This window comes from Nocardia barduliensis (assembly GCF_013315795.1).
In the GTDB taxonomy this organism is placed as follows: domain Bacteria; phylum Actinomycetota; class Actinomycetes; order Mycobacteriales; family Mycobacteriaceae; genus Nocardia; species Nocardia barduliensis.
Window position 1 is genome coordinate 19,990 of record NZ_JABLTE010000005.1, and the last position, 22,348, is coordinate 42,337.

General features: G+C 67.7%; 26 protein-coding genes and 1 tRNA gene. 14 read left to right on the top strand and 13 right to left on the bottom strand.

Going from position 1 to position 22,348, the window contains the following annotated elements; translation table 11 throughout:
- Nucleotides 1-16: 16 nt before the first annotated feature.
- Entirely contained in the window at nt 17-1,147 is a 1,131-nt protein-coding gene (locus HOV91_RS03715) for an NDMA-dependent alcohol dehydrogenase (protein WP_174184011.1), read from the top strand.
- A gap of 6 nt (nt 1,148-1,153) precedes the next feature.
- On the opposite strand, the gene HOV91_RS03720 is transcribed toward HOV91_RS03715, so the two are convergent.
- On the bottom strand, nt 1,154-1,501 hold the full coding sequence (locus HOV91_RS03720) for an iron chaperone (RefSeq protein WP_174184012.1): 348 nt from the start codon (nt 1,499-1,501) through the stop codon (nt 1,154-1,156).
- 249 nt (nt 1,502-1,750) lie between these two features.
- Between HOV91_RS03720 and HOV91_RS03725 the strand changes: the two genes are divergently transcribed.
- The 3 genes from HOV91_RS03725 (at nt 1,751) to HOV91_RS03735 (ending at nt 6,074) form a co-directional block, all read left to right on the top strand.
- Nucleotides 1,751-2,584, top strand: coding sequence for a serine hydrolase domain-containing protein (locus HOV91_RS03725; protein WP_174184013.1), 834 nt, complete (start codon nt 1,751-1,753; stop codon nt 2,582-2,584).
- Nucleotides 2,585-2,679: 95 nt separating this feature from the next.
- The gene (locus tag HOV91_RS03730; RefSeq protein WP_043722247.1) at nt 2,680-3,213 is read left to right on the top strand and encodes a DUF3145 domain-containing protein; all 534 of its coding nucleotides are present in this window, start codon (nt 2,680-2,682) and stop codon (nt 3,211-3,213) included.
- A 65-nt stretch (nt 3,214-3,278) separates the two neighbouring features.
- Nucleotides 3,279-6,074 carry a P-loop NTPase fold protein gene (locus HOV91_RS03735; protein WP_174184014.1) on the top strand — a complete coding sequence of 932 codons (2,796 nt, stop codon included), beginning with the start codon at nt 3,279-3,281 and terminating at the stop codon, nt 6,072-6,074.
- 65 nt (nt 6,075-6,139) lie between these two features.
- Here the strand turns inward: HOV91_RS03735 and HOV91_RS03740 are convergent, their stop codons facing one another.
- Complete coding sequence (locus HOV91_RS03740; RefSeq protein WP_312884454.1) at nt 6,140-7,369, bottom strand: helix-turn-helix domain-containing protein; 1,230 nt, start codon at nt 7,367-7,369, stop codon at nt 6,140-6,142.
- A gap of 228 nt (nt 7,370-7,597) precedes the next feature.
- On the opposite strand from HOV91_RS03740, the gene HOV91_RS03745 reads away from it, so the two are divergent.
- Complete coding sequence (locus HOV91_RS03745) at nt 7,598-7,972, top strand: hypothetical protein (protein WP_174184016.1); 375 nt, start codon at nt 7,598-7,600, stop codon at nt 7,970-7,972.
- Nucleotides 7,969-8,310 carry a hypothetical protein gene (locus HOV91_RS03750; protein WP_174184017.1) on the top strand — a complete coding sequence of 114 codons (342 nt, stop codon included), beginning with the start codon at nt 7,969-7,971 and terminating at the stop codon, nt 8,308-8,310. The genes HOV91_RS03745 and HOV91_RS03750 overlap by 4 nt, the downstream gene beginning before the upstream one ends.
- 80 nt (nt 8,311-8,390) lie before the next feature.
- On the opposite strand, the gene HOV91_RS03755 is transcribed toward HOV91_RS03750, so the two are convergent.
- On the bottom strand, nt 8,391-9,251 hold the full coding sequence (locus HOV91_RS03755) for a methyltransferase domain-containing protein (RefSeq protein WP_246349797.1): 861 nt from the start codon (nt 9,249-9,251) through the stop codon (nt 8,391-8,393).
- 154 nt (nt 9,252-9,405) lie between these two features.
- Between HOV91_RS03755 and HOV91_RS03760 the strand changes: the two genes are divergently transcribed.
- The gene (locus HOV91_RS03760) at nt 9,406-9,642 is read left to right on the top strand and encodes a hypothetical protein (RefSeq protein WP_174184018.1); all 237 of its coding nucleotides are present in this window, start codon (nt 9,406-9,408) and stop codon (nt 9,640-9,642) included.
- A 94-nt stretch (nt 9,643-9,736) separates the two neighbouring features.
- On the opposite strand, the gene HOV91_RS03765 is transcribed toward HOV91_RS03760, so the two are convergent.
- Together HOV91_RS03765 and HOV91_RS03770 are read right to left on the bottom strand one after the other, a co-directional pair.
- A complete protein-coding gene (locus tag HOV91_RS03765; protein ID WP_174184019.1) occupies nt 9,737-11,116 on the bottom strand; it encodes a protoporphyrinogen/coproporphyrinogen oxidase in 1,380 nt (459 codons plus the stop codon).
- Complete coding sequence (locus HOV91_RS03770) at nt 11,113-11,913, bottom strand: undecaprenyl diphosphate synthase family protein (RefSeq protein WP_174184020.1); 801 nt, start codon at nt 11,911-11,913, stop codon at nt 11,113-11,115. The genes HOV91_RS03765 and HOV91_RS03770 overlap by 4 nt, the downstream gene beginning before the upstream one ends.
- Nucleotides 11,914-12,057: 144 nt before the next feature.
- Here HOV91_RS03770 and HOV91_RS03775 point away from each other — a divergent pair, with 144 nt between their 5' ends.
- Nucleotides 12,058-12,876, top strand: a complete 819-nt coding sequence (locus tag HOV91_RS03775) for a class I SAM-dependent methyltransferase (protein ID WP_174184021.1) — start codon at nt 12,058-12,060, stop codon at nt 12,874-12,876.
- A gap of 199 nt (nt 12,877-13,075) precedes the next feature.
- Here HOV91_RS03775 and HOV91_RS03780 read toward each other — a convergent pair whose 3' ends face one another.
- Genes HOV91_RS03780 through HOV91_RS03795 form a run of 4 tightly spaced genes read right to left on the bottom strand, consistent with a single transcriptional unit; the run spans nt 13,076 to nt 15,454 of the window.
- On the bottom strand, nt 13,076-13,627 hold the full coding sequence (locus tag HOV91_RS03780) for a GNAT family N-acetyltransferase (RefSeq protein ID WP_174184022.1): 552 nt from the start codon (nt 13,625-13,627) through the stop codon (nt 13,076-13,078).
- Between the two features lie 27 nt (nt 13,628-13,654).
- Nucleotides 13,655-14,497 (bottom strand): helix-turn-helix domain-containing protein, encoded by an 843-nt coding sequence (locus HOV91_RS03785; RefSeq protein WP_174184023.1) that lies wholly within the window; start codon nt 14,495-14,497, stop codon nt 13,655-13,657.
- A complete protein-coding gene (locus tag HOV91_RS03790; RefSeq protein ID WP_174184024.1) occupies nt 14,494-15,021 on the bottom strand; it encodes a DUF6879 family protein in 528 nt (175 codons plus the stop codon). Before HOV91_RS03790 ends, HOV91_RS03785 begins: the two co-directional genes overlap by 4 nt.
- The gene (locus tag HOV91_RS03795) at nt 14,999-15,454 is read right to left on the bottom strand and encodes a hypothetical protein (protein ID WP_246349798.1); all 456 of its coding nucleotides are present in this window, start codon (nt 15,452-15,454) and stop codon (nt 14,999-15,001) included. Before HOV91_RS03795 ends, HOV91_RS03790 begins: the two co-directional genes overlap by 23 nt.
- 87 nt (nt 15,455-15,541) lie before the next feature.
- On the opposite strand from HOV91_RS03795, the gene HOV91_RS03800 reads away from it, so the two are divergent.
- From HOV91_RS03800 to HOV91_RS39405, 5 genes are all read left to right on the top strand, one after another.
- Nucleotides 15,542-15,877, top strand: a complete 336-nt coding sequence (locus tag HOV91_RS03800; RefSeq protein WP_174184025.1) for a hypothetical protein — start codon at nt 15,542-15,544, stop codon at nt 15,875-15,877.
- Nucleotides 15,874-16,041, top strand: a complete 168-nt coding sequence (locus tag HOV91_RS03805) for a hypothetical protein (protein WP_174184026.1) — start codon at nt 15,874-15,876, stop codon at nt 16,039-16,041. The genes HOV91_RS03800 and HOV91_RS03805 overlap by 4 nt, the downstream gene beginning before the upstream one ends.
- 117 nt (nt 16,042-16,158) lie before the next feature.
- Nucleotides 16,159-16,488 carry an ArsR/SmtB family transcription factor gene (locus tag HOV91_RS03810; protein ID WP_174184027.1) on the top strand — a complete coding sequence of 110 codons (330 nt, stop codon included), beginning with the start codon at nt 16,159-16,161 and terminating at the stop codon, nt 16,486-16,488.
- Nucleotides 16,485-17,204, top strand: a complete 720-nt coding sequence (locus HOV91_RS03815; RefSeq protein WP_438822629.1) for a cation efflux transmembrane domain-containing protein — start codon at nt 16,485-16,487, stop codon at nt 17,202-17,204. The genes HOV91_RS03810 and HOV91_RS03815 overlap by 4 nt, the downstream gene beginning before the upstream one ends.
- Nucleotides 17,204-17,329, top strand: coding sequence for a DUF3703 domain-containing protein (locus HOV91_RS39405; RefSeq protein WP_217439430.1), 126 nt, complete (start codon nt 17,204-17,206; stop codon nt 17,327-17,329). The genes HOV91_RS03815 and HOV91_RS39405 overlap by 1 nt, the downstream gene beginning before the upstream one ends.
- Before the next feature lie 144 nt (nt 17,330-17,473).
- Here HOV91_RS39405 and HOV91_RS03820 read toward each other — a convergent pair.
- The 4 genes from HOV91_RS03820 to HOV91_RS03835 all read right to left on the bottom strand — a co-directional run bounded on the left by HOV91_RS03820 (nt 17,474) and on the right by HOV91_RS03835 (nt 19,212).
- Nucleotides 17,474-17,545 (bottom strand) — tRNA-Val (locus HOV91_RS03820).
- Nucleotides 17,546-17,562: 17 nt separating this feature from the next.
- On the bottom strand, nt 17,563-18,027 hold the full coding sequence (locus HOV91_RS03825; RefSeq protein ID WP_174184028.1) for a peroxiredoxin: 465 nt from the start codon (nt 18,025-18,027) through the stop codon (nt 17,563-17,565).
- Between the two features lie 78 nt (nt 18,028-18,105).
- Nucleotides 18,106-18,528 carry a DUF3052 domain-containing protein gene (locus tag HOV91_RS03830; protein WP_174184115.1) on the bottom strand — a complete coding sequence of 141 codons (423 nt, stop codon included), beginning with the start codon at nt 18,526-18,528 and terminating at the stop codon, nt 18,106-18,108.
- Between the two features lie 126 nt (nt 18,529-18,654).
- On the bottom strand, nt 18,655-19,212 hold the full coding sequence (locus HOV91_RS03835; protein ID WP_174184029.1) for an Rv2240c family protein: 558 nt from the start codon (nt 19,210-19,212) through the stop codon (nt 18,655-18,657).
- 212 nt (nt 19,213-19,424) lie between these two features.
- On the opposite strand from HOV91_RS03835, the gene aceE reads away from it, so the two are divergent.
- Nucleotides 19,425-22,340, top strand: a complete 2,916-nt coding sequence (aceE, locus tag HOV91_RS03840) for a pyruvate dehydrogenase (acetyl-transferring), homodimeric type (protein WP_174184030.1) — start codon at nt 19,425-19,427, stop codon at nt 22,338-22,340.
- Nucleotides 22,341-22,348: the final 8 nt, after the last annotated feature.

The following is a 22,348-nucleotide window of genomic DNA, read 5'->3' on the forward strand; positions in this document are numbered from 1 at the left end:
GAGAGGGTCGACAGGAATGAAGACGAAGGGCGCGATCCTGTGGGGGATCGACCAGCCGTGGTCGGTGGAGGAGATCGAGGTCGGCGACCCGGTCGCGGGCGAGGTGCAGATCCGGATGGAAACCGCGGGTATGTGCCACTCCGACCATCACATCGTGACCGGCGCGACCCCGATGCCGTCCTTCCCCGTCATGGGCGGGCACGAGGGCGCGGGCGTGATCACCAAACTCGGCCCGAACTGCCCGGCCGACTTGCAAGTCGGCGACCACGTGATCCTGTCGTTCATCCCCGCCTGCGGCCGCTGTCCGGCGTGCGTGGCAGGCCACATGGCGCTGTGCGACCTGGGCGCTGGCCTGCTGATGGGGCAGGCGATCAGCGACGGCACCTACCGCATCCAGGCCCGCGGCGAGAACGTCATCCCGATGTGCCTGCTGGGCACCTTCGCGCCGTACATGACGGTGCACCACACCTCGGTGGTGAAGATCGACCCGAGCATTCCGTTCGAGGTGGCCTGCCTGGTCGGCTGCGGCGTCCCCACCGGCTTCGGCTCCTCCACCCACGTCGCCCAGGTGTCTCCTGGCGAAACCGTGGTGATCGCGGGCATCGGCGGTGTCGGCATGAGCGCGCTGCAGGGCGCGGTGCTCTCCGGTGCCTCGAAGGTGGTGGCCATCGACCCGAATCCGTGGAAGCGCGAGCAGGCGCAGAAGTTCGGCGCCACGCACACCTACGAGAGCATGGCCGCCGCGATCATGCCGCTGATGGAGGCCACCGAGGGCCGGATGGCCGAGAAGGTCATCCTGACCATGGGCGAGATGCACGGCGAGTACATCGAGGAGGGCCTGATCCTCACCTCGAAGGCGGGCACCCTGGTGGTCACCTCGATGGGCCGGATGGACGAGAACGACGTCAAACTGAACAGCTTCCTGCTGTCGATGCTGCAGAAGACGGTGAAGGGCTGCATCTTCGGCGGCGGCAACGCCCGCCAGGACGCGCCGCGCCTGCTCGCGCTGTACAAGGCCGGTCAGCTGAACCTGGACGACATGGTCACCCGCAGCTACTCCCTGGAGGAGATCAACCAGGGCTACCAGGACATGCTGGACGGCAAGAACATCCGCGGCATCATCAAGTACACCGAGGCGGACTGGTAGACCGCCTCAGCGTCGCTCGGCGAGCGCGGTGGCGATTCGTGCGATCAACTCGTACGGCACCGGTTCGCCGAGCCGGAACCGCAGCGTTCCCTTGCCCGCCCGGTACGGCTCGAGTTCGCGTTCCAGCGCCGGATCGCCGTCCGGGATCGGGTAGAGGCTGACATGCCGCTGCCACCCCGCGAAGTGCACGACATTGCGGCCGTGCAGCTTGAAGGTGGGGATGTCGTAGCTGATCGCCTCGGTGGCGTCGGGCAGCGCCCGCCGGATGGCGGCGCGGATCCCGCTCAGTATCTCGCGCACGTCGTCCGGGAATCCGGCCAGATACGCGTCGATGTTCGCGGGATGCTCCGCCACCAGGGCCTCCTCGATTCCGGGATCGGCTACCGCTGCTCGAGCGTGGTCAGTCTACGGAACGAAGGCGCTCAGATCTTGCAGCGCGGCAGGGCTTCGCGCAGGTCGCGGCTGCGGACGTCGTCGGCGCTCGAAGTCGCGGCGGAAGGCGTCGGCGGCCGGTTCGAAACCGGACGCGACGTCACCGTGAACAGTGGGCCTTTCACTCATGGTGAGTCGATGGCAGTCACGCGGTTCTCGTAGGCTCGTAGGGTGCGTTCACTCGAACAGATTCGGGACTGGCCGGTTCGGCATGCGGCGTCCGCGGTCGTCACCGCTGACGGCGCCATCGCGAGCGAAGGCTCCGCCGAGCGGGTGTTCCCGCTCGCGTCGGTGACCAAGCCGCTGGTGGCCTACGCCGTGCTGGTCGCGGTGGAGGAGGGCGCGGTCGAACTCGACCAGCCCGCGGGGCCGCCCGGCGCCACCGTGCGTCATCTGCTGGCGCACGCCTCGGGGCTCGCCTTCGACACCACCGACGTGCAGGCGCCGCCCGGTAGCAAGCGGATCTACTCCAGCGCGGGCTTCGAGGTGCTCGCCGCGTTCGTCACCGAGCAGACCGGCATCGCGTTCGACGAGTACCTGCGCGACGCGGTGTTCCGGCCGCTCGGCATGACGGATTCGGTGCTGGCCGGGCCTGCCGGGCACGCCGGACGCTCCAGCGCGGCGGATCTCGCGCGCTTCGCCGCCGAATTGCTGAATCCGCGGTTGATCTCGGCGCAAACCCACGCGGAGGCCACCTCGGTCCAGTTCCCGGGCCTCAACGGCGTGCTGCCCGGCTTCGGTTCGCAGCGCCCCAACGACTGGGGGCTGGGCTTCGAGATCCGCGACGGCAAGGCGCCGCACTGGACCGGTGGCACGAATTCGCCACAAACCTATGGACATTTCGGCCAATCCGGGACATTTTTATGGGTTGACCCGGAAACGGGGTTGGCGTGTCTCGCCTTGAGCGACGAGAATTTCGGCGACTGGGCGCGCGCGGCCTGGCCACCACTGAGCGATGCCGTCATCGCGGAGGTGACCGCCACGCGCGACACGGTTGCGAAGTAACACGCGTAACTTCGGGCACTCCAGTACACTCGGGCAACGCCAGTTCGACGAATCGTTGGGGAAGACGTTCCTCGTCGAAGCTGGAGGTGTTGGTGGTGCGCGCATCGAGTCAGTTCGCGGACGCGACGGCGGGTGTGGTCTACATCCACTCGTCGCCTGCCGCGCTGTGCCCGCATGTCGAATGGGCACTCACCTCGGCCCTCGGCGCCCCGGCGAAGCTGCGCTGGACCGCCCAACCGGCCGATGGTCAACTGCGCGCCACCAGTGAGTGGATCGGCCCCGTCGGCACCGCCTCCAAGATCGCCCAATCGTTGCGCTCCTGGCCGGTTCTGCGCTTCGAGGTGACCGAGGACCCCAGCGACGGCGTGGACGGTGAGCGCTACAGCTTCGTTCCCGGCCTCGGTCTGTGGCACGGCTCCACGAGCGCCAACGGCGATGTCATGATCGGCGAGATGCGCCTGCGCGCCATGCTGCAAGCCACCCGTGAACTCGGCAAGTACTCCGCCTACGACCTGGCCGCCGAAATCGACCGCGCCCTCGGCACCCCCTGGGACGAGGACCTCGAAATCTACCGCTACGGAACGGAAACCGGCGCCGAGGTCACCTGGCTGCGCCGAGACGTGGGGTAGGGCATCGCCTGCTGCACTACACTTCCCCCCGGTCGGGGAATCGGGGCGTCTAGCAGGTTTGAGGGGTGGCAGTGCCGAACGGCGACATTCTGGGCGATATCTCCGGCGTCCGGTATTCGGTCGCCCGGACGGAGCGGCCATGGGAGGAACTGGCCATCGATTCGATCGTGGTGTCGGTGGGCGGCAGCCTCGGTTCGCTGGGGCGGGCGGTGTCGCGGCAGCATCCGCGAGCGCCATGGGATGCTGTGCCGTTCGACCGGATCCGCGCCGACCAGCCTTTCGTGCTGGATCTGCCACCGAGTCCCGAATCTTCGCTGCGACAGGCCATCCTGGTGACGCCGCGTGACCAGGCGAACGACCTCGGAGACGTCACAGAGGCTTCCCTGCGCGCCGCGGCGCGAAGCTCGGTCGAGGCAGCTGCCGCGAACGGAGCGCGGTCGCTCGGGCTTCCGCTGCTCGGTACCGGAGTACTGGCCGAGCCCGCGCAGCGTGTCGCCGCTGTCCTGGTGCCCGCCGTCGTCGAGGCGCTCCAAGCGCAGGGCGCCGCACGGCCGGAGCAACTCGTCTTCCTGTGCCGGACAGCGGAGCTCGAAGAAACGATCAGGCAGGAGTTCCAAAGGCTGACGCAGGCCGGGGTCTTCGAGCTGGCCGGTGGCGTGGCCCGTGACCTGGTGAACCCCAATGTCGGGATACCGCTCAGCGAGGATCGGCTCGGCTTCGGGCCCTACGTCTCCATGCTGGCCACCGTCATGGCCGACCGGACGACGCCGCTCCCGCTCTCCATCGGGCTTTTCGGCGAATGGGGCTCTGGCAAAAGTTACTTCATGGCCATGCTCCGCGAGCGGGTTCGCGTGCTGGCGGCATCGGGCGACGATCGATACTGCGCCGAGATCGTGCAGATCGGTTTCAACGCTTGGCATTACGCGGACACCAACCTGTGGGCGAGCCTCGGGGACGAGATCTTCCGGCAACTCGCCGGTAGCGGGCCCTCCGCACAGCAACGCGCGGAACAGATTCGCGCCGAACTCGCCGACCGTCTGGAACAACGCCACCAATTGCAGACGGCCACTCGCGAGGCGCGGGCGGTCGCCGCCAGCTTGCAGGCCGAAGTCGACCGGGCGGTCGCGGAACGCGAAGCCTCCGCACGGGACCTGCTGACCGCGCTGCGGAACTCGGGCGTATTCCAGGCCAAGGTCGACAGCCTGTGGCGCAAGCTCGGCATCGCCGACGAGATCGAGCAGGCGAAGCTGCTGTCCGACCAGATGCACGGCACACTGACCGAAGCGGGGGCATTGCGCCGGGCGGCCTCCGAGCGCAACGGCCGGATCGCGTTGACGGTGGCGGCCGGTCTGCTGGTACTGGGCGTGTCGGCTGCGTTCCTGGCGCCCGCGATACGGGAAGTGCTGGTCGCCGTGGTCGGCGTCGTCACCGTCTGCACCGGCGGCCTGGGGTTGGCCTTCCTGAAGCGCGCCCGCGACGGGCTGCAGGATCTGCGGGAAGTGACCGAGGACGTGCGCTCCGAGATGAGCCGGGCCGCGGTGGCCACCGTCCATGAGGACATGGCGGAGACCCTCAACAGGCTGCGCGCCGCCGAGGCCGACCAGCGGGTCGCGCAAGCCCAGCTCGAGGACGTGGTGGCGCATGTCGGTGAACTCGGCAGACAGCTGGCCGAGCTGACCCCGGGCCGCAGGCTCTACACGTTTCTCGCCGAGCGTGCCGACAGCGCCTCCTACACCGGAAGCCTCGGTCTCGTCTCGACCATCCGGAAGGACTTCGAGCAGCTGATCGAGCTGATGGCCGACTGGCAGGCTCGGCCCGAAGAGTGGGAGACCCGCCGTCCGGTCGATCGCATCGTGCTCTACATCGACGATCTCGACCGCTGCCGGCCCGACCAGGTCGTCGACGTGCTCCAGGCGGTGCATCTGCTGCTGGCCTTCGAGTTGTTCATCGTGGTCGTCGGGGTCGATCCGCAGTGGCTGCTGCGCTCGCTGCACAGCCGGTACGCCGAACTGCTGGGCGACGGCGCCTTCGGCGACCCGGCGGACACCCGGCACACGCCGGAGGACTATCTGGAGAAGATCCTGAACATCCCCTTGGTGCTGCCGGGTATGCCGTCGGGGAGTTTGGAGCGCTTCCTGCGTGCCATCGACGAGGAAGACGGCTCTCCGCCGATCCGCGCGACGTATCCGCGCGTCGGCGTGGCGCCGCTGCGCCTGCCCGATCCGGTGGACGGCGGCTCCGTCGATCCCGCCGCGATCACCGTCGAGCGCGGATCCGAAGTCGACCGGCAGCGGTCGTGGGCCGTGCCGGTCGACCGGCTCTGGACGCTCACCGAATCGGAGATCCAGGTTCTGGCCGCGCTGGATCTGCTGATCGATACACCCCGCGAAGCCAAACGGCTCATCAACCTCTACCGCATGGTGCGGGCGACCCGCGATCTGTCCGACGCGTCCCGTTTCCTGGGCGTCGACGGCAGCCCGGGGGAGTACCAGGCCGTCGTGGTCCTGCTCGGACTGCTCACCGCCCACGCCCGGCTGCTCGACAGCGTCCTGTACGCGCGACCGGATCGGGACGGCGGCATCGGCGGCGGCCTGGCGCACCGCCCGTCCGAGCAGCTTTGGTCGAGCTTCGTCGACGACGTCGAACCGCGGCGATCGGCCGACGGCTGGACCAACCGGATCATCGGCCCATTGCCGGAAAGCCGCCTGCCGCAGTGGAACCGGCTGCACAGCGGGCTCGTCGGGATCTCCGCGGTGGCCGACCTGCGCGACCTGTCGGATCTGCACACCTGGCTGCCCCGAATCCGCCGCTTCTCCTACACCCTGTCCGCCACCAGAAGCGTGGAAAACCGAACCGGTTGAAAGCCGTTGGTCACTGGATCGCGTTCACCGGAGTCGCTGCCGACAAGGGTTGTGGTGTTCCCGTCTCAGTGTGGCGCGACGCCGACTCGCTCGCACAGAGCTCGAACGTCGTTGCGCATTCCCGAGGGCGGTCGTTTCAGCAGCGCGTTCAGCATGTCGCGCGCGTATCCGTTGTATCGAATCGTCTCCCGTGCCGTACGTTCCGACTTGTCGAGCATCGCCAGCGCGGCTGCGAATTCGTCACGCTGGTAGTGGGCGCGCGCCACTTCGATGAAATGGCGGCTGCGGCGTGGAACGGACGTGATCCGGTCGGCATCCATCGCGCGAGCCGCGCGTAGTCCTTCACCTGTTCGACGCAGCTCCACTCCGAGTGTCGTAGCGTGTGCCTGCATCACCGGGATCGAGAACGATGTCTGAACGTGCCGGTAGGTAGGTCCGAGTCGCTGGGCGATCCGGTGGGCCGATTCCCAGTACGCCCACGCTTCGCCGTAGCGGCCGCGACGGGCATGCACATAGGCGATCTCGGCCTGGAGAGCCCCCGCGATCCCGTGCCAGTCGTTGGACGTGTCATCTCGGTCCAGGTAAGGCTCTAGTTGAGTGATTGCAGTGCGCGCCAGCGCGATTCCTTCATCCCAGCGGCCGGAGTCCCGCAGGGCCTGCACCATCGACCAGGCACCGCTCGCGATCAGATAGGGGTCGTCTGCCTCGTACCCCTCGTTCAGGGCACGGTCGGCGACGAGCCAGACGAGTTCCGGCGCGGGTTGGTATGCCACGAAGAAGTCCGCGAGCTGGTACACCCCGGCCAGCACACGCCGGGCGGCCCGCTGATCATCGCCGCGAAGGCGTACGGCGTTCTGCGCGTCCCTGATCAATCCGGGCAGTAGCGAGCCGAGCTGGGTACGGTGATCCGGGCTCGCGTGGCGCACGTGCCATGCCTGTCGCAGTCGCAGAGCCAGGTGCTCGGTGCCAGCGGATTCGTCCGGGGCCGCCACGCGGTAGTCCGTCAGCGCCGACTGCACGTCGGTCAGGGCCGCATGGCGTTCGCCGGCGAAGACCGCGATCGGAACTGCGTGCCCATCTCCGGTCAACTCGGCCAGATCGTCCAATTCCAGGGCGCGGGCGATTCGCACCAGCATCGGTAGGCGCGGGCTCCGAAGACGGCCGTTCTCCACGGCCTTCAACCACTCGGCGGATCGGCCGACCAAGCCCGCTAGGACGGGGCGTGACATACCGGCCCGTTCCCGATGCCGTCGAATCCGCGCGCCTATCGAGACATCCTCATCAGAGCTGTACACGGCTGAACCCCTCTCGCCGCTGTTCCGGTGAGTCAAGCGTAGCCGGATGGCCTCGGCCGCAGAGAGACGAATCGAGCGTTCACCGGCTGTGCCAGGTACGAAGCGTACCCAGCGGCACTTCGACAACGGCCTAGCGTGCTGCGCAGTCCAGTCAGGTCGATGCTGTGCGCTTCGTGCGCACACGGCGGCTGGCGCCCACCGACGGGTCGAGCAGGGGAGTTGCAGGGGATGGATCGGGAGATCAGCTGTGTGCCGGATGCGCTGGGGCCGAATGCGTTGGGATTCGTTCGGCGGGCGGTGTCCGGCGAGAGCGGGGAGCAGGACGAATGCGTCATCCGTGAAATAGCCGCTGTCCGCGGGTATTTCGTGGCGGAGGTAGTCGTCTGCGATACGGCGGTCAGGACGGCGGCCTTACTGGCGATCGAGCATATCCGGGTAGTCGAGGCGGTAGCGGTGATCGTGCCGGGGTTGGCGCATGTCGAGCCGTTTGCCCGTGCGGTGACCGAACTATGCGATTTGATCACGCCGGAGCAGACCTATCCGCGCAAGTATCGGTGGCCGTCCCTGCTTCCCGCCGACCATCCGTACCGGAGGTTGCCGTGACCGGGTGGCAATTGTCGGCGCTCGTGTTGGGGGCGGTCCTGCTGGTCTTGGTGCTCGGCACGGCGGTGTGGCTGCGGCCGGTCCGGGTGCCGGAGGGTCGCAGCGTGGACGAGATCACCCGGCGAGTGCACAGCGAGCGCACCGACTCGAATCCGGCGGCTCGGCCGATGGGTTCCCCGCATGCCGCGCCGGACTACGCGATGGGTGTGCGGGAGGCGCAGACGGTCATGCAGCGGCACCGTTCCTGTCGCGTGGGTGAGTGCCCTCGGAAGACGGTCGCTTGGCGGACGTTGGTCGAGGCGGGGCGCATCCGGCCGGATGCGGTACGGCAACGATGAGAGCGCACCGGCTCCCAGCTCGGATTCTCAGCACTGTGGCGCAGCTCGACCGGTCTTTGTCGCCGGTCGGCGCAGCGTTCTCATTCGGCGTGCGGCCCCAGATGTCCCAGGACGGCGAACATGGTGACCGAGAGGTGGTAGTCGCCTCGGGCGATCCCGTCTTCCATGGCGGCAGCGAGGTCTCGACGTTCCTGGTCGGTGATCACGCCGTCGGTGTGGGCGCGTTCGGTCATCTGGGCGAAGAGGGGGCGGATGGTCTCCGGATCCCAGATCACCGCCTCCGAACCCACGTCGTCGATGGCGAATCCGGCAGCGGTGAGCAGGCCGCGCAGGCTTCGGCCCGACTTCGGGTTCGGGGTGGTGGTGAGCATCGCCTCGGACAGGCGGGCGAGCACGTCTTCATCGCCCGGATGGACGATGGCGGTTTGCCAGTCGCTGTCGATGAGCAGCACGCGCCCACCCGGCCGCAGTACCCGCGCGATCTCGGCGGTGGCGGCGGCCGGGTCGTCGAGGTGCTGGTAGACGCGTTCGCAACGGACCGCGTCGAAGGAATCGTCCGGGAAGGGCAGGCGGTAGGCGGTGCCCTCGACGAAACGGGCGCGCACCCCCGCGGCCTCGGCTCGCGCACCGGCGACGGCGAGCATCGCGGGATTGGGATCGACACCGACGGCCTCGCCGTCCGGTCCGACACGCTCGGCGAATTCGAGTACCTCGGAACCCGTGCCCGCACCGATGTCCAGGGCTCGCTCACCCGGCCCGACCGCGAGGGCGTCGTGCCCCCATCGCCGCATCCGCCGAATGCCGGGCAGCGCCGCCTGAAGATCGAGGATCTCGACCAGCAGGGCCATCGGGTCGTCGGCCGCCTCGCCGGGCCGATCGGCGGATATCGCGTCCGTATGGAAGGAAGGTGCGGGACGGGGCGTCGCGTGTTCGGTCGACATGGCCCCGACAGTAGTCGCGGCGCCTGGCGTCGACGCGCGATCCGATCATCGCAGCTCCGCTCCGTCTGCGTCCCACCAGAACTGGCGGCTGTCCCGCGCTCGTCGGTGGACGTAGGGTCGTCATACGGTCGGGGCCGAAAGCTAGGAGTCGACCATGAAGCATGCCGCTCTGCGCGTCGTCGCGGCCACCGCGATCGCACTGACTGTCGCGACAGCTGCCCCTGCTACCGCGACGGCCGAGATCACCGCCGAGCCGGTCGCCTCGGTGGTGGATCTGCCCCCGGGTGTTGTCGACTCGGTACGTGGCGCGATCGCCAGCGTGTTGTTCTTCGGCATCGTCGGTTTGTGCTTGGTCCGCGTTCTGCCGCCGGACCAGTGTCATTTCTTCTGAACGCGCAGTGCGCGGAGTTCCCCAGAACCGACAGTTCAGGTGCGAGCCGAGAACCGTCCGGGGCCGCGATGATCGACCGGACGGGCGGTTCTGATCACTGGCGTTCCTGGTAGGAGGAGTATTCGCCGCCGCCGAGCACTCCCGCGTAGTCGGCGGGCACGGAGGCAGCCCGCCGGCCGAGTCGCAGCGCCTGATCCAGATTGATGTACACGCCGGCGCCTTGTCGTCCTGTGCTGATCAGTCCCGGGCCGAACCGGGCCAGATCGGCGTCGAGTTCGTCGAGCAGGTCGCGGGTGGCTTCGAAGTTCGCGTACGCGTTGGGCAAGATGTCGAAGCCGAGCAACTCGTACTCGCCGCCGTAGATGATCGACAGGTCACGGTGTACCTCGTCGGTGTAGTCGGGGGCGTGGCCCGCCGGAATCGTGTACTCCAAGCCGATGAGTCCGGGCGGGCACGCCAATCCCCGCCAGGCGCTGTAGTTCTGGAACCGATTGGCGCGAACGCCGACATCATGGGTGTACAACCACTGGTAGTTCTCCCACATGCGCGGCAGCGACGACAGCCGCACGAGCGCGACGATCAGATCCCGCCGGATCGCGCGGCGCGCGAGTCGCGCACCGAGCGATGGCAGGCCGATGCAGGAAGCGAGGTCTTCCGGCGGCGCCGTGGAGATGACCCTGCGGGCGGTGATGGTGGTCGAGCCACCCGGACCGCGGACAGCTACCGACAGTTCGCCGGAATCCGCTCTCCCGATAGCGGTGGGGTGGGAGTCGAACAGCAGCTTCGCTCCCTCGAGGGATTCGGCGAAGCGAGACCAAAGCCGCCCGAGACCCCCGTCCGGATACAGGAAATGATCGCTTTCCGTCGAGACATGGTGGCAGTGCGGTAACCGAGGTAGCGCGGCTTTCAGCACTTCACGCAGCGGCGGCACCGCGATTCGCTGCGCTGCCCACGCCGCCGGGATGTCTGTCGGCTCGACACCGAACACCTTGCGCGCGTGGAAATCCATCAATGTCTTGGTGAGATAGTCGCCGTAGCGATTGGTCACCCAGGCCGACAGCGAGTCCTCGTCGGGCAGTGGCCGAACCCGGCGGCGCACCATGGAGGCCGCTGCCCTCAGCCGAGTTCCCCACGGCGTCACCTGGGCGAACTGTGGCCATTCGACCGGGTAGGCGAGCACCCGCCCGCGCCGGAGTATGCCGCTGCGGCGACCGACCGTATGCAGTGGCAACCGGCCCAGCTCGTCAGCCAGTTCCGACCAGGCGCGACGTTGTCGCACTGTGGTCGCGAGCAAGCGATGCCCGCCGGGATCGACCTCGAAGCCCGCGATCTCGGCCGACCGTGCCAGGCCGCCGACCGTCGCGGCCCGCTCCACGATCGTGACGCCGAGGCCCGCGCGGACACAGCCCGCAGCAGCGGCCAGACCGGTCGGCCCGGCGCCGATCACGAGCACATCGGTCGTGCGGGCGCTCACGCGTCGACCCGGGGCTGCGCGACCGGATCGCCGCCGAAGCGCCGATCCCGAGACGCGAATTCGTCGAGGACGACTTCCAGATGAATGTCGGAGAATTCGGGCCAGTACTCGTCGACGAACGCCAATTCGCTGAAAGCGACCTGGGGTGGAATGAAGCCGCTGAGGCGGCGCTCGCCTCCGGTCCGGACAACGAGATCCACCGGCGGAATATGACCGAGGCAGTGAGTGCGCGCCGCCTTCGTGTGCCCTGATTCGCCGCCGTAGTTGACGAAGAAAGCGACGTTGTTCGCATTCTCGGCGGCGGTGCGCCCGCACAGGTTCAACAGCCCTCGAGCCTCGGCTCGCAGCGCCGACGGCAGCTCGCCGGAGCCGATTTCCCCGACGAGGTGGGGGGTGGCGTCAGTGGCCGTAGTCCACTCACGGAAGAAACTCGTCAGCAGGTGGACGAGATGCTCGACTTCCGCGCCGCTGCGCCGCATATTGGCCGACGAAAGCAGGTAATACGACCGCCAGGCGATTTCCCGTTGCCGGCACGCCGCGTCGATGGTGAGCACATTGCGGTAGCCTGCCTCGTGCCCGGTCGATGGAAGAAGATCGCGGTCTCGAGCCCATCGCCGATTGCCATCGATGATGAATGCGATATGCCGAGGGCTCCTGGAGGTCGATTTCACGGACGGCCTAACTATTGAAGTTCGAATACGATTTCGATACTCGCAAAGGTTCGGCTCGGCGGACAGATCGAAAATCGTCCGGAAAGTTCGGGCAGCGAGCAAGATCTTGCGTGCTACGCCGTCCATAGGATGGGGAATGCGTTGACCTCTTGCGCGGGTACGCCCGTTTGTGGTGACCTCTGCCGGGTAACCATCGGGTCGGCGCGCAGTTCGAGTATCGGTAGCTATCTTCGGCAGCATCACCGGCCCCGACTACAGAGGGAGCGTCAGATGACCGAATCGGGTTCTGCGGATCTCAAGAAGCGGCATCGCGCGATGTGGGCGCTGGGCGACTACCCCGCCATCGCCACGGAGGTCATCCCGGGGCTGGGCCGGCATCTGGTCGAAGTCTGCCGTATCGGCCCTGGGCAACGGGTGCTGGACATCGCGGCCGGATCCGGGAACGCCGCGATCCCGGCCGCGGAGACCGGCGCGGATGTCGTGGCCAGCGACCTGACGCCGGAGTTGTTCGAGGCGGGTCGGCGTATCGCCGCGGCCAGGGGCGTTGAGCTGCAATGGCAGGAAGCCGACGCCGAGGCGTTGCCCTACTCCGATGCCGAGTTCGATGTCGTGATGTCCTGCGTAGGCGTCATGTTCGCGCCGTTCCACCAGGCGGCCGCCGACGAAGTGGTGCGCGTGGTCAAACCGGGCGGCACCATCGGGCTGATCAACTGGACGCCCACCGGATTCATCGGGCAGATGTTCGCCACGATGAAACCGTTCGCGCCGCCGCCCCCGCCCGGCGCGCTGCCGCCCCCGCGGTGGGGCGACGAGGAGCACGTCCGGGAACTGTTCGGCGATCGCGTCACCGACCTGGAGTTACGGCGCGAGAACGCGGTCATCGACCGTTTCGCCGACGGCGCCGAGTTCCGCGACTTCTTCAAGTCCTATTACGGACCGACGGTCGCGGTGTACAAGGCCATCGCCGGCGAACCCGACCGGATCGCGGAGTTGGACCGGTCACTAGCGGAACTCGCCACCCGCCACGACCTGGGCAACGGACGCATGGAGTGGGAGTACCTCTTGGTCACCGCCCGCCGATCGGCCTGACCCGGCGGCGCACGGAACACCGCTGCTCGCTATCGGACGTGGGCACCGGGCCTGTACCCCGCACCGACCGACCTGGCCGGGAAATGCCGCAGCGCCAAGTAGTGGCCGCTGGCGGCTGCCAGCAAGTTGAGGATCGAATACCGGATTGCCCTGCCGAGTCATCGCCGCCGTGTGGCCGAGGTTTCCCCACCCAGGGGCTTTACCTGCCGGCCGCAGCGGTCGGGCCGCCGGACGCGCCGGTGGCGATCCAGTAACGCCGTGCCGGGCCGAGGTCGGTGTCCACGATGCTCTCGAGGACACCGCCCTGGCGCTCGATGGTCTTCGCCGAGGCGATGTTGTCGGCCGCGCAGACGATCAGCACCCGGTCCATGCCGAGGTTTTCCGCTTCGTCGAGCATCCGGCCCAGCGCCCAGGTGGCCAGGCCGCGTCGGCGCGCGGATGGTCGGATGCCATAGCCGATGTGGCCGGCCCTTTGCACGAAGTCGTCCATCCCGTGCCGCAGAGCGATCCCGCCGAGCACCCGCTCGCCCTCGGCGATCCACCGGTAGGTGCACTGCGCCCGGCCGCCCTCGACCGCCTGACCTGGTTCGTCAGCCAGCCGGGCCACCCACGCCGCGAACCCGGTCGGCGAATCCACCTCGTCGTACAGCCGCAGCCCGAAGCCGTCCTCGTGCGGCCCGGGCCCCCACTCACGGTGCGCCTCGAGCCAAGCGGCATGCAGACGTGTAGTAGGAGCGATCAGGGCGGGCATATCGCGACGATACCGATTCGGGCGGCGTTACCTGCCACCCGTTCGCCGATCCAGTGCGGCGGTGATCAGCGCGCGGGCCGCGTTCCCGTAGACGGCGTGGTGGTGCAGCCCATCCCAGAGTCGTTCGTACAGCTCCAGTTCGGTGCGCGCGGTAATACTGAGTTCGGCGCTGGCGGTTTCGATCAGGGCCTTCCGACGATCGAACAGGTGGAAGCTGCCGGAGAGGTAGACGAACTCCGCTCGTAGCGGCACGACTCCGAAGGACAGGCGGGGATTGCCGAACGCGACACTGAGCAGGTGCCGGAGTTGCCCGGCGGTCACCTCATCGTCGCCGAGCGTGGTGTGTAGTCCCGCTTCGTGGATCAGCACGGCCACCCGCGTGCCGCCGGTGCGCAAAATGTCCTGTCGTGCCATCCGAGCCGCAACTGCCGTGTCCAGATCATCGAGGGTGCCGAGAAACCGGATGCACTGCGCGAGTACGGCGTGGGCGTACTGCTCCGTCTGGAGCAGGCCGGGCACGATCGTCGGGTTGTAGATGCGGAGCTGCCGGGTCTCGGCTTCGAGGTCCCGGCCGCGCTGCTGGCGGCGGGTGTGTCCGGTCGCAGTGATGCGCTTCCACTCCGTCCACTGGGCTTGGACATTGCGCAGCGCGGCGATCAGATCGGGCAGCGCCAGCGGAGCATCACACACGCGGCACCACACCGCCAGGTCGGATTCGCTCGGCATCTGCTTGCCCAGCTCGATCCTGGAGGTTTTCGACCAGTGCCATGCAGCGGCGGTGGACAGTTGCCGACCGTCGAGCCCGGCGTCTTTGCGCAGCTCTCGGAGCCGCGCCCCGAGAGCCACCCGTGCCCGCGCTGCCCCGTTCACCGGTCCGTGTACTCGTCGAACGGGATCGCCGCCGACCACACCCGATCACGGATCGCGACCGCGTGCGCAACGATCACGGGTTCCTCGGTAAGCGCCGCCCCGGCCCAGTAGCCGCGTGCGTCGAACAGGGAGAACGCTACCGCTCGCTCATCGAACAGCCAGAAATCTTCGGTGGTCGTGTCCGACGGATCGGCATCATGCCTGGCCAGATAGCGGATGTCCTCACCGGCGGCGATGTTGTGACGACTCAGTGCGAGCAGATAGCGCGTGTAGAGCGTGTGTGGTTCGGAGACGATCCGGGCGCGGCGCACCGACACCCCGCGTGCCACCGTGGCGGCAACGTGGTTCGTCCAGCCCGAGAACCATTCCCCGCCGGGGTCGATGGTCTCGTCGGCACGGAACGCGGTCAGCGACGCGGATTCGGATTCGGCCGTGTAGTCGTCGTGGGTTTCCAGGTGAAACGCGAGGCGCCGAATGGTGGCGAAGACCGGACGCAGCTCATCAGCGCCGTGGAGTAGGCGCATCGGGGCGTACCTCCCGTCCGATCGGCACAAGCACGGCGGTCTCGTGGGCCGGAATTCGCATGATCGCAAGCGCTTCCGGGTCGGTCAGCGGCACGCCGTCGAGGTGGAACGAGCCGTGCCCGGTGTCGCGCAGTGTGGATATGCAAGTGCCCGGCTCAGTGAACCACAGCAACTTGTGCGGGATTTCAACGGTGCCGGGGTTGTCGGTCTTCCAGCCCTGCACCGCATAACGCGGCGGATCGGTCTCGGTGACATACAACCTGGGCGACCCGTCGCCGCCGGATTCACCGCCGATGAATCGAACCTTCATTGGAGTTCCCCTCGTGGTGTGAGTGCGGGCCAGAGTGCGCACCCTGCCTCGATTGTTGCCGCATTGCACGATAAGCGGCAAGCATTGCGCACTCAGGCGCACTTTTCTGGAGAGCTTGAACATCGCACGCCTAGCGTGTTTTCAGCCCCGTCGCCGGGTTGATGCGAAGTCTTCGGCGGCGGGGTTGCCAACGCCAAGGAGGGCAGGGGAATGGACGCACTCGGAGTTGTCGACCTGGGTTCGACATCCGACCTCGGCGCGGCGCGGCGTGCGCTGCGCCGGATAGCTACTGGGCAGGGGCTCGACCTCACCGACGTGATGATGTTCCGTTCGGCCGAATCGGGCTGGATATTCCGACTGCTCACGGCCGTGCACATCCTCGGCACGCACGCGGTGATCGTGCGCGAACTCGGCGAACTACATGGGTTCGAAGCCGCCATAACCGGCGTCGCGGACCTGCACACGCACTGGATGACTCGGCGGTATGTCGGCTACGGACCGGGGCACACGCGGCCTTCACGAGTGCATCTGGCTGGTGCGGGATGACCGGTGATCTGTGGGTGTGGCTCGGATTCGTTGCGGCCGCGGGCATCCCGGCGGTTGTGTTCGTGGTGGCCGTGCTGTGGCCCGAGCGTGTTCCGCCGGACCGCACGGTAGAGGCGATCCGGCAGCGGATCGAGGACGAAGGTGACCCGCCGCCCGCACTCTGACCTATCTCCGCGAAGCGGGTGATCGCGCAGTCGGTCGCCAGCCCGAGGGAGAGCTGACCGCACGCGCATAACAATTCATCAGTTTCTGAATACAGATTCGCATGTACTATCAGTGGTGTGGAGACCTTGTTGCACGGTGATGCGCTGGCCCGCTTCGGGCACGCGCTGTCGGATCCGACCCGCACGCAGATTCTGTTGCACTTGCGCACGGGCTCGGCGTATCCGTCGGATCTGGCCGAGCGGATCGGGGTGTCGCGGCAGACCTTGTCCAACCATCTGGCGTGCCTGCGCGGGTGCGGACTGGTGGTCGCGGTGCCGGAGGGCCGACGCAGTCGCTACGAGCTGGCCGATGCCCGCATCGGACGGGCGTTGGAGGATCTGCTCGGGCTGGTGCTCGCGGTGGATCCGGCGTGCTGCCCGGCCGCCGATACGGAGGCGTGCTGCTGATGGCATCGCTAGGGATGCCCCTTTCGCCGGTGACCGCGGCGAGCGTGGCGCGGCGCGCGGTGCTGTCACGTCGGATCCGCTGGCTGGTCGCGGGCACGATTTCCTACAACGTGATCGAGGCCGTCGTCGCGCTGACCGAGGGCGCGCGGGTGTCCTCGACGGCGTTGATCGGATTCGGTCTGGATTCGGTGATCGAGGTGTCCTCCGCCGCGGCGGTCGCGTGGCAGTTCGCCGGACGTGATCCCGAGGCGCGGGAGAAGGTCGCGCTGCGGATCATCGCGTTCTCGTTCTTCGCGCTGGCGCTGTATGTCACCGTCGACTCGATCCGCGCTCTGGCCGGTGTCGGGGAGGCACGGCATTCGCCGATCGGGATCGGGTTGGCGGCAGCCAGTCTGGTCATCATGCCGGTGCTGTCGGCTGCCCAGCGCCGCGCCGGACGCGAACTCGGATCGGCTTCGGCGGTCGCGGATTCCAAGCAGACCCTGCTGTGCACGTATCTGTCGGCGGTGCTACTGGTCGGCTTGCTGCTCAACAGCCTGTTCGGGTGGTCGTGGGCCGACCCGCTAGCCGCCTTGGTGATCGCGGTGATCGCGGTCAGGGAAGGCACGAATGCCTGGCGCGGCGACACCTGCTGCCCGGCGTCCGCCCTGGGCGCGGCCGACGCGGTGGGGCACGACTGCGACTGCTGCGACAACCCTGCTCGGCAGAACTCCTGATGCCCCGCCTACCCGACCCGGCCTGCGCCCGCTACCACGAGGAGATGCGCGCGGCGAAAACCGCCTTCGGCGCGGAGCAGCGGTGGACCCACCTGGAACGCGCGCACATCCCCACCGCGGCTTGACCGGGGCGCTACGCGCGATGCCCTTCCGGCTGCCCGTTATGACCGCACCGAGCGCAGTAGTCACGACCACTTCGGCTGGATTGTGCTCCTAGGGACTCACACGGGCGATGCTGGCTCTGACCTTCCGACCTGCATCTTCTTCTGTGGGCGCAGAGGGGATCGAACCCCCGACCGCTGGTGTGTAAAACCAGTGCTCTACCGCTGAGCTATACGCCCGTGCCGTTACCGGCGGCTTATGAATCTAGCGCGGCGAGCGCTTTCTCCCAAGCCGCCTGGTCACGGGCTTCGCCGGGGCCGTTCATCTCGGCGAAGCGGATGTAACCCTCGCGGTCGACGACGAACGTGCCGCGGTTGGGGTAGCCGGACTTGGCGTTGAAGACGCCGTAGGCCTGGGCCACCGCGCCGTGCGGCCAGAAATCCGACAGCAGCGGGAAGGTGTAGCCCTGTTCGGCGGCCCAGATCTTGTGCGTGGGCGGCGGGCCGACCGAGATCGCGAGGATCTCCGCGTCGTCGTTCTGGAACTTGGGCAGCTCGTCGCGGACCTTGCACAACTCACCCTGGCAGATCCCGGTGAAGGCGAGCGGGTAGAACACGATGAGGACGTTCTTCTTCCCACGGAAGTCGGACAGGGTCACTTCCTGGTTGTTCTGGTCCTTCAGCGTGAAATCCGGCGCGAGAGTGCCAACCTCGAGCGGCATAGCGAATCCTCCATCGTGTCGGGTTTCCACCGGGCGGTCCTGCACGACCAACCCTGGTGGAAACCATAGCGCGGTGGCTCAGCGCTGCTTCGAAGGCGCCTTGGGCTGAACCAGCCTGCTACCCGTCCACGAACCGAGACTGATCGCCGAGGTCTGAGTCAGACCGGCGGTCGGCGCGGATTCTGCGATTTCGCTCGGCTCTACATGGCCGGGCTGTCCGGTCTTGGGGGTGAGCACCCAGACGAAACCGTCATCGGCCAGCGGGCCGATCGCGTCCATCAGTGCGTCCACCAGGTCACCGTCGCCGTCGCGCCACCACAGCAGCACGACGTCGATCACCTCGTCGGAGTCCTCGTCGACGAGTTCGCCGCCGATCGTTTCCTCGACGTCGGCCCTCAGGTCGTCGTCGACGTCCTCGTCCCAGCCCAATTCCTGGACAACCAAGCCGTGTGTAATGCCAAGCTTCTGAGCGTAGTTCTGCGCGTCCGCCGCGGCGACCACGGTGGTGTCCTCCTCAACTCCCGACAGTAGGTAGTTGCAAGCGAACATGGTTATGGGCTTCAGCGCAAGCCGATCCGGCGAAATAGCTACCGAATGTCGCGTTGGGATGGTGTGTCAAGGGCTTTCTCAGCGTTTCGGGCACGAGTCGCGGACGACGTTGCGCGCGTCGTTGACCCGCCTGCTGGCGTCGTTGAGCGCCGCGACCGGCGCGGTGTAGGTCATCCCGCGGGTCTCGCGTGCGAGCGCGCGGGCCGCGTTCACGTACTCGGTCAACTTGGCCGCCAGGTCGGCGGGCAGCGCGTCCCTGGCGGAGTTCACGCCGCTTTCCACCTTGTTCGCGGCGTCCTCCAGGGTCTGCGCCGCCGTGTCGCGCTTGGCGACGTAATCGGGCGCGTTCGAATCGTGCGCGTCGACGAAGTCGTTGTATCGGCTCACGCCGGCGCCGGTGGTGCCCGGGAACTGGCCGCAGTTGTCGGCGATCGCCTTGGCCTCGGCCGCCGCGCGCCGGGAGGAGGTCGCGGCCGCCGACGAGGACGCCGCCTCGGTCTTGTACGCCGCCAGATCGCTCGCGTTCGGACCCGCCACGCCGTCCACCCGGTTGGCGCATCCCGCGACGACCAAACCGATGGCGACGGCTCCGATGGCGCACACCATTCCGAACCCGCGTGGGTTCAGCAGCTTCATCGTCCTCCCGCTCCTCAGGGCTGCCACGCTCATTGCTCACCTTGCCTGTCGAACGGTACTGGATTTACGGCTGACATGATGATTTGGGACGCGCCATCGGCAAGGATGGATGGTGCGCCCGAACCTTTCGTAAACGGGCGGTCCGCCAACCAGCGAAACCGCCCGGGGATACCGACGCCATCAGCATGTCCACCCCTGTACGAGGAGCAGATTTGACCGACCTGATCCACTCTTCCGCGCCGGCGAAATCCGCCGGTTCCAGCTCCGCCCCCGCGCCCGCCGCGAGCCGCGATCCGAACGGGTCGCACCCGCCGCAGCCGGGCGGGCGGGTGCGGGTCATCCGCGAAGGGGTGGCGTCCTACCTACCGGACATCGACCCGGAGGAAACCAGCGAATGGCTCGAGTCGTTCGATGAAATGCTCGACCGGGAAGGTCCCGGCCGTGCGCGTTACCTCATGCTCCGACTGCTGGAGCGGGCCGGTGAACGTCGTGTCGCCATCCCGTCCTTGACCTCCACCGACTACGTGAACACCATTCCCACCGAGAACGAGCCGTGGTTCCCCGGCGACGAGGAGGTGGAGCGGCGCTTCCGCGCCTGGATCCGCTGGAACGCCGCGATCATGGTGCATCGCGCCCAGCGGCCCGGGATCGGCGTCGGCGGTCACATCTCGACCTACGCCTCCTCGGCGGCGCTCTACGAAGTCGGCTTCAACCACTTCTTCCGCGGCAAGGATCACTCCGGCGGCGGCGACTCGATCTTCATCCAGGGTCACGCCTCGCCGGGCATCTACGCCCGCGCGTTCCTGGAGGGCAGGCTGTCGGCCGATCAGCTCGACGGGTTCCGCCAGGAGTACAGCCACGGCGGCCCCGGCCACGGGCTGCCGTCCTATCCGCATCCGCGGTTGCTGAACAACTTCTGGGAGTTCCCCACGGTGTCCATGGGCTTGGGCCCGATGAACGCCATCTACCAGGCGCGGTTCAACCACTACCTGCACGACCGCGGCATCAAGGACACCTCCGACCAGCACGTGTGGGCGTTCCTCGGCGACGGCGAGATGGACGAGCCGGAGTCGCGCGGTCTCGCGCACGTGGCGGCCATGGAGGGGCTGGACAACCTGACCTTCGTGGTCAACTGCAACCTGCAGCGCCTGGACGGCCCGGTGCGCGGCAACGGCAAGATCATCCAGGAACTCGAGTCGTTCTTCCGCGGCGCGGGCTGGAACGTCATCAAGGTGATCTGGGGTCGCGAGTGGGACGCGCTGCTGGGCGCCGACCGCGACGGGGCGCTGGTGAACCTGATGAACAGCACCCCCGACGGCGACTACCAGACCTACAAGGCCAACGACGGCGCGTACGTGCGCGACCACTTCTTCGGCCGCGACCCGCGCACCAAGGCGCTGGTGCAGGACCTGTCCGACCAGGAGATCTGGAACCTCAAGCGCGGTGGCCACGACTACCGCAAGGTGTACGCCGCCTACGCGGCCGCGATGGCGCACAAGGGCCAGCCCACGGTGATCCTGGCCAAGACCATCAAGGGCTACACCCTCGGCAAGCACTTCGAGGGCCGCAACGCCACGCACCAGATGAAGAAGCTGACCTTGCAGGACCTCAAGGACTTCCGCGACCTGCAGCGCATCCCGATCAGCGACGCCGAGCTGGAGAAGGATCCGTACCTGCCGCCGTACTACCACCCCGGTATGGAGGCCCGCGAGGTGCAGTACATGCTCGACCGGCGCAAGGCGCTCGGCGGGTTCCTGCCCGAGCGGCGCGCGGCGGCCAAGCCGCTGAAGCTGCCCGGCGACGAGGCCTACCGCTCGGTCCGCAAGGGCTCGGGCAAGCAGAACGTCGCGACCACGATGGCCCTGGTACGGCTGATGAAGGAGCTGCTGCGGGACAAGGAGATCGGCAAGCGGATCGTCCCGATCATCCCCGACGAGGCCAGGACCTTCGGTATGGACTCGTGGTTCCCTTCGTTGAAGATCTACAACCGCAACGGCCAGTTGTACACATCGGTCGACGCCGAGTTGATGCTTGCCTACAAAGAGAGCGCCGTCGGGCAGATCCTGCACGAGGGCATCAACGAGGCCGGTTCGACGGCGTCGTTCACCGCGGCGGGCACCTCGTACGCCACGCACGGCGAGCCGATGATTCCGCTGTACATCTTCTACTCGATGTTCGGTTTCCAGCGCACCGGTGACGGACTGTGGGCAGCGGCCGACCAGCTCGCTCGCGGGTTCGTGCTCGGAGCGACGGCCGGGCGCACCACCCTGACCGGTGAGGGCCTCCAGCACAACGACGGGCACTCGCTGCTGCTCGCCTCGACCAACCCGGCCGTGGTGACCTACGACCCGGCGTTCGCGTTCGAGATCGCGCACATCGTGCGGGACGGCCTGCGCCGGATGTACGGCGGCGGCACCCCGCCGCGGGGCTCGGCGCCGCTGCCGGGGACCCATCCGCACGGCAGCGCGGGCGAGTTCGGCGGCGAGGACGTCTTCTACTACATCACCCTGTACAACGAGCCGTACCCGCAGCCGGCGGAGCCGGAGGAACTCGACGTCGCGGGTCTGCTCAAGGGCATCTACCTGTACAAGCGCGGGGGTGAGGGCGCGGTGCGCGCCCAGATCTTGGTCTCCGGCGTCACCGTGCCGGACGGCCTGCGCGCCCAGGCGATGCTCGCGCAGGAGTGGGGTGTGCAGGCGGACGTGTGGTCGGTGACCTCGTGGGGCGAACTGCGCAAGGAGGCACTGGACAAGGAGATCGCCGCACTGCGCAACCCGGGCGCCGATCCCGGCGTCCCGTACATCACCGAGGCGCTGTCGCGGGTCGAAGGCCCGTACGTCGCGGCGACCGACTGGATGCGCGCGGTGCCCGACCAGGTGCGCAAGTGGGTGCCCGGCGATTTCACCACGCTCGGCACGGACGGTTTCGGCTTCTCCGACACCCGCCCGGCCGCGCGACGGGTGTTCAACGTCGACGCGCAGTCCATCGTGGTCGCCGCGCTGGCCGGTCTGGGCCGGACGGGCGGGATCGATCCCGCCAAGGCGGTCGAGGCCGCGGCGAAGTACCGGATCGATGACGTCGACGCCGCGCCGAAGCCCGCGGCAAGCGCCGAAGAAGAACTCGCGTAGCGGAATAT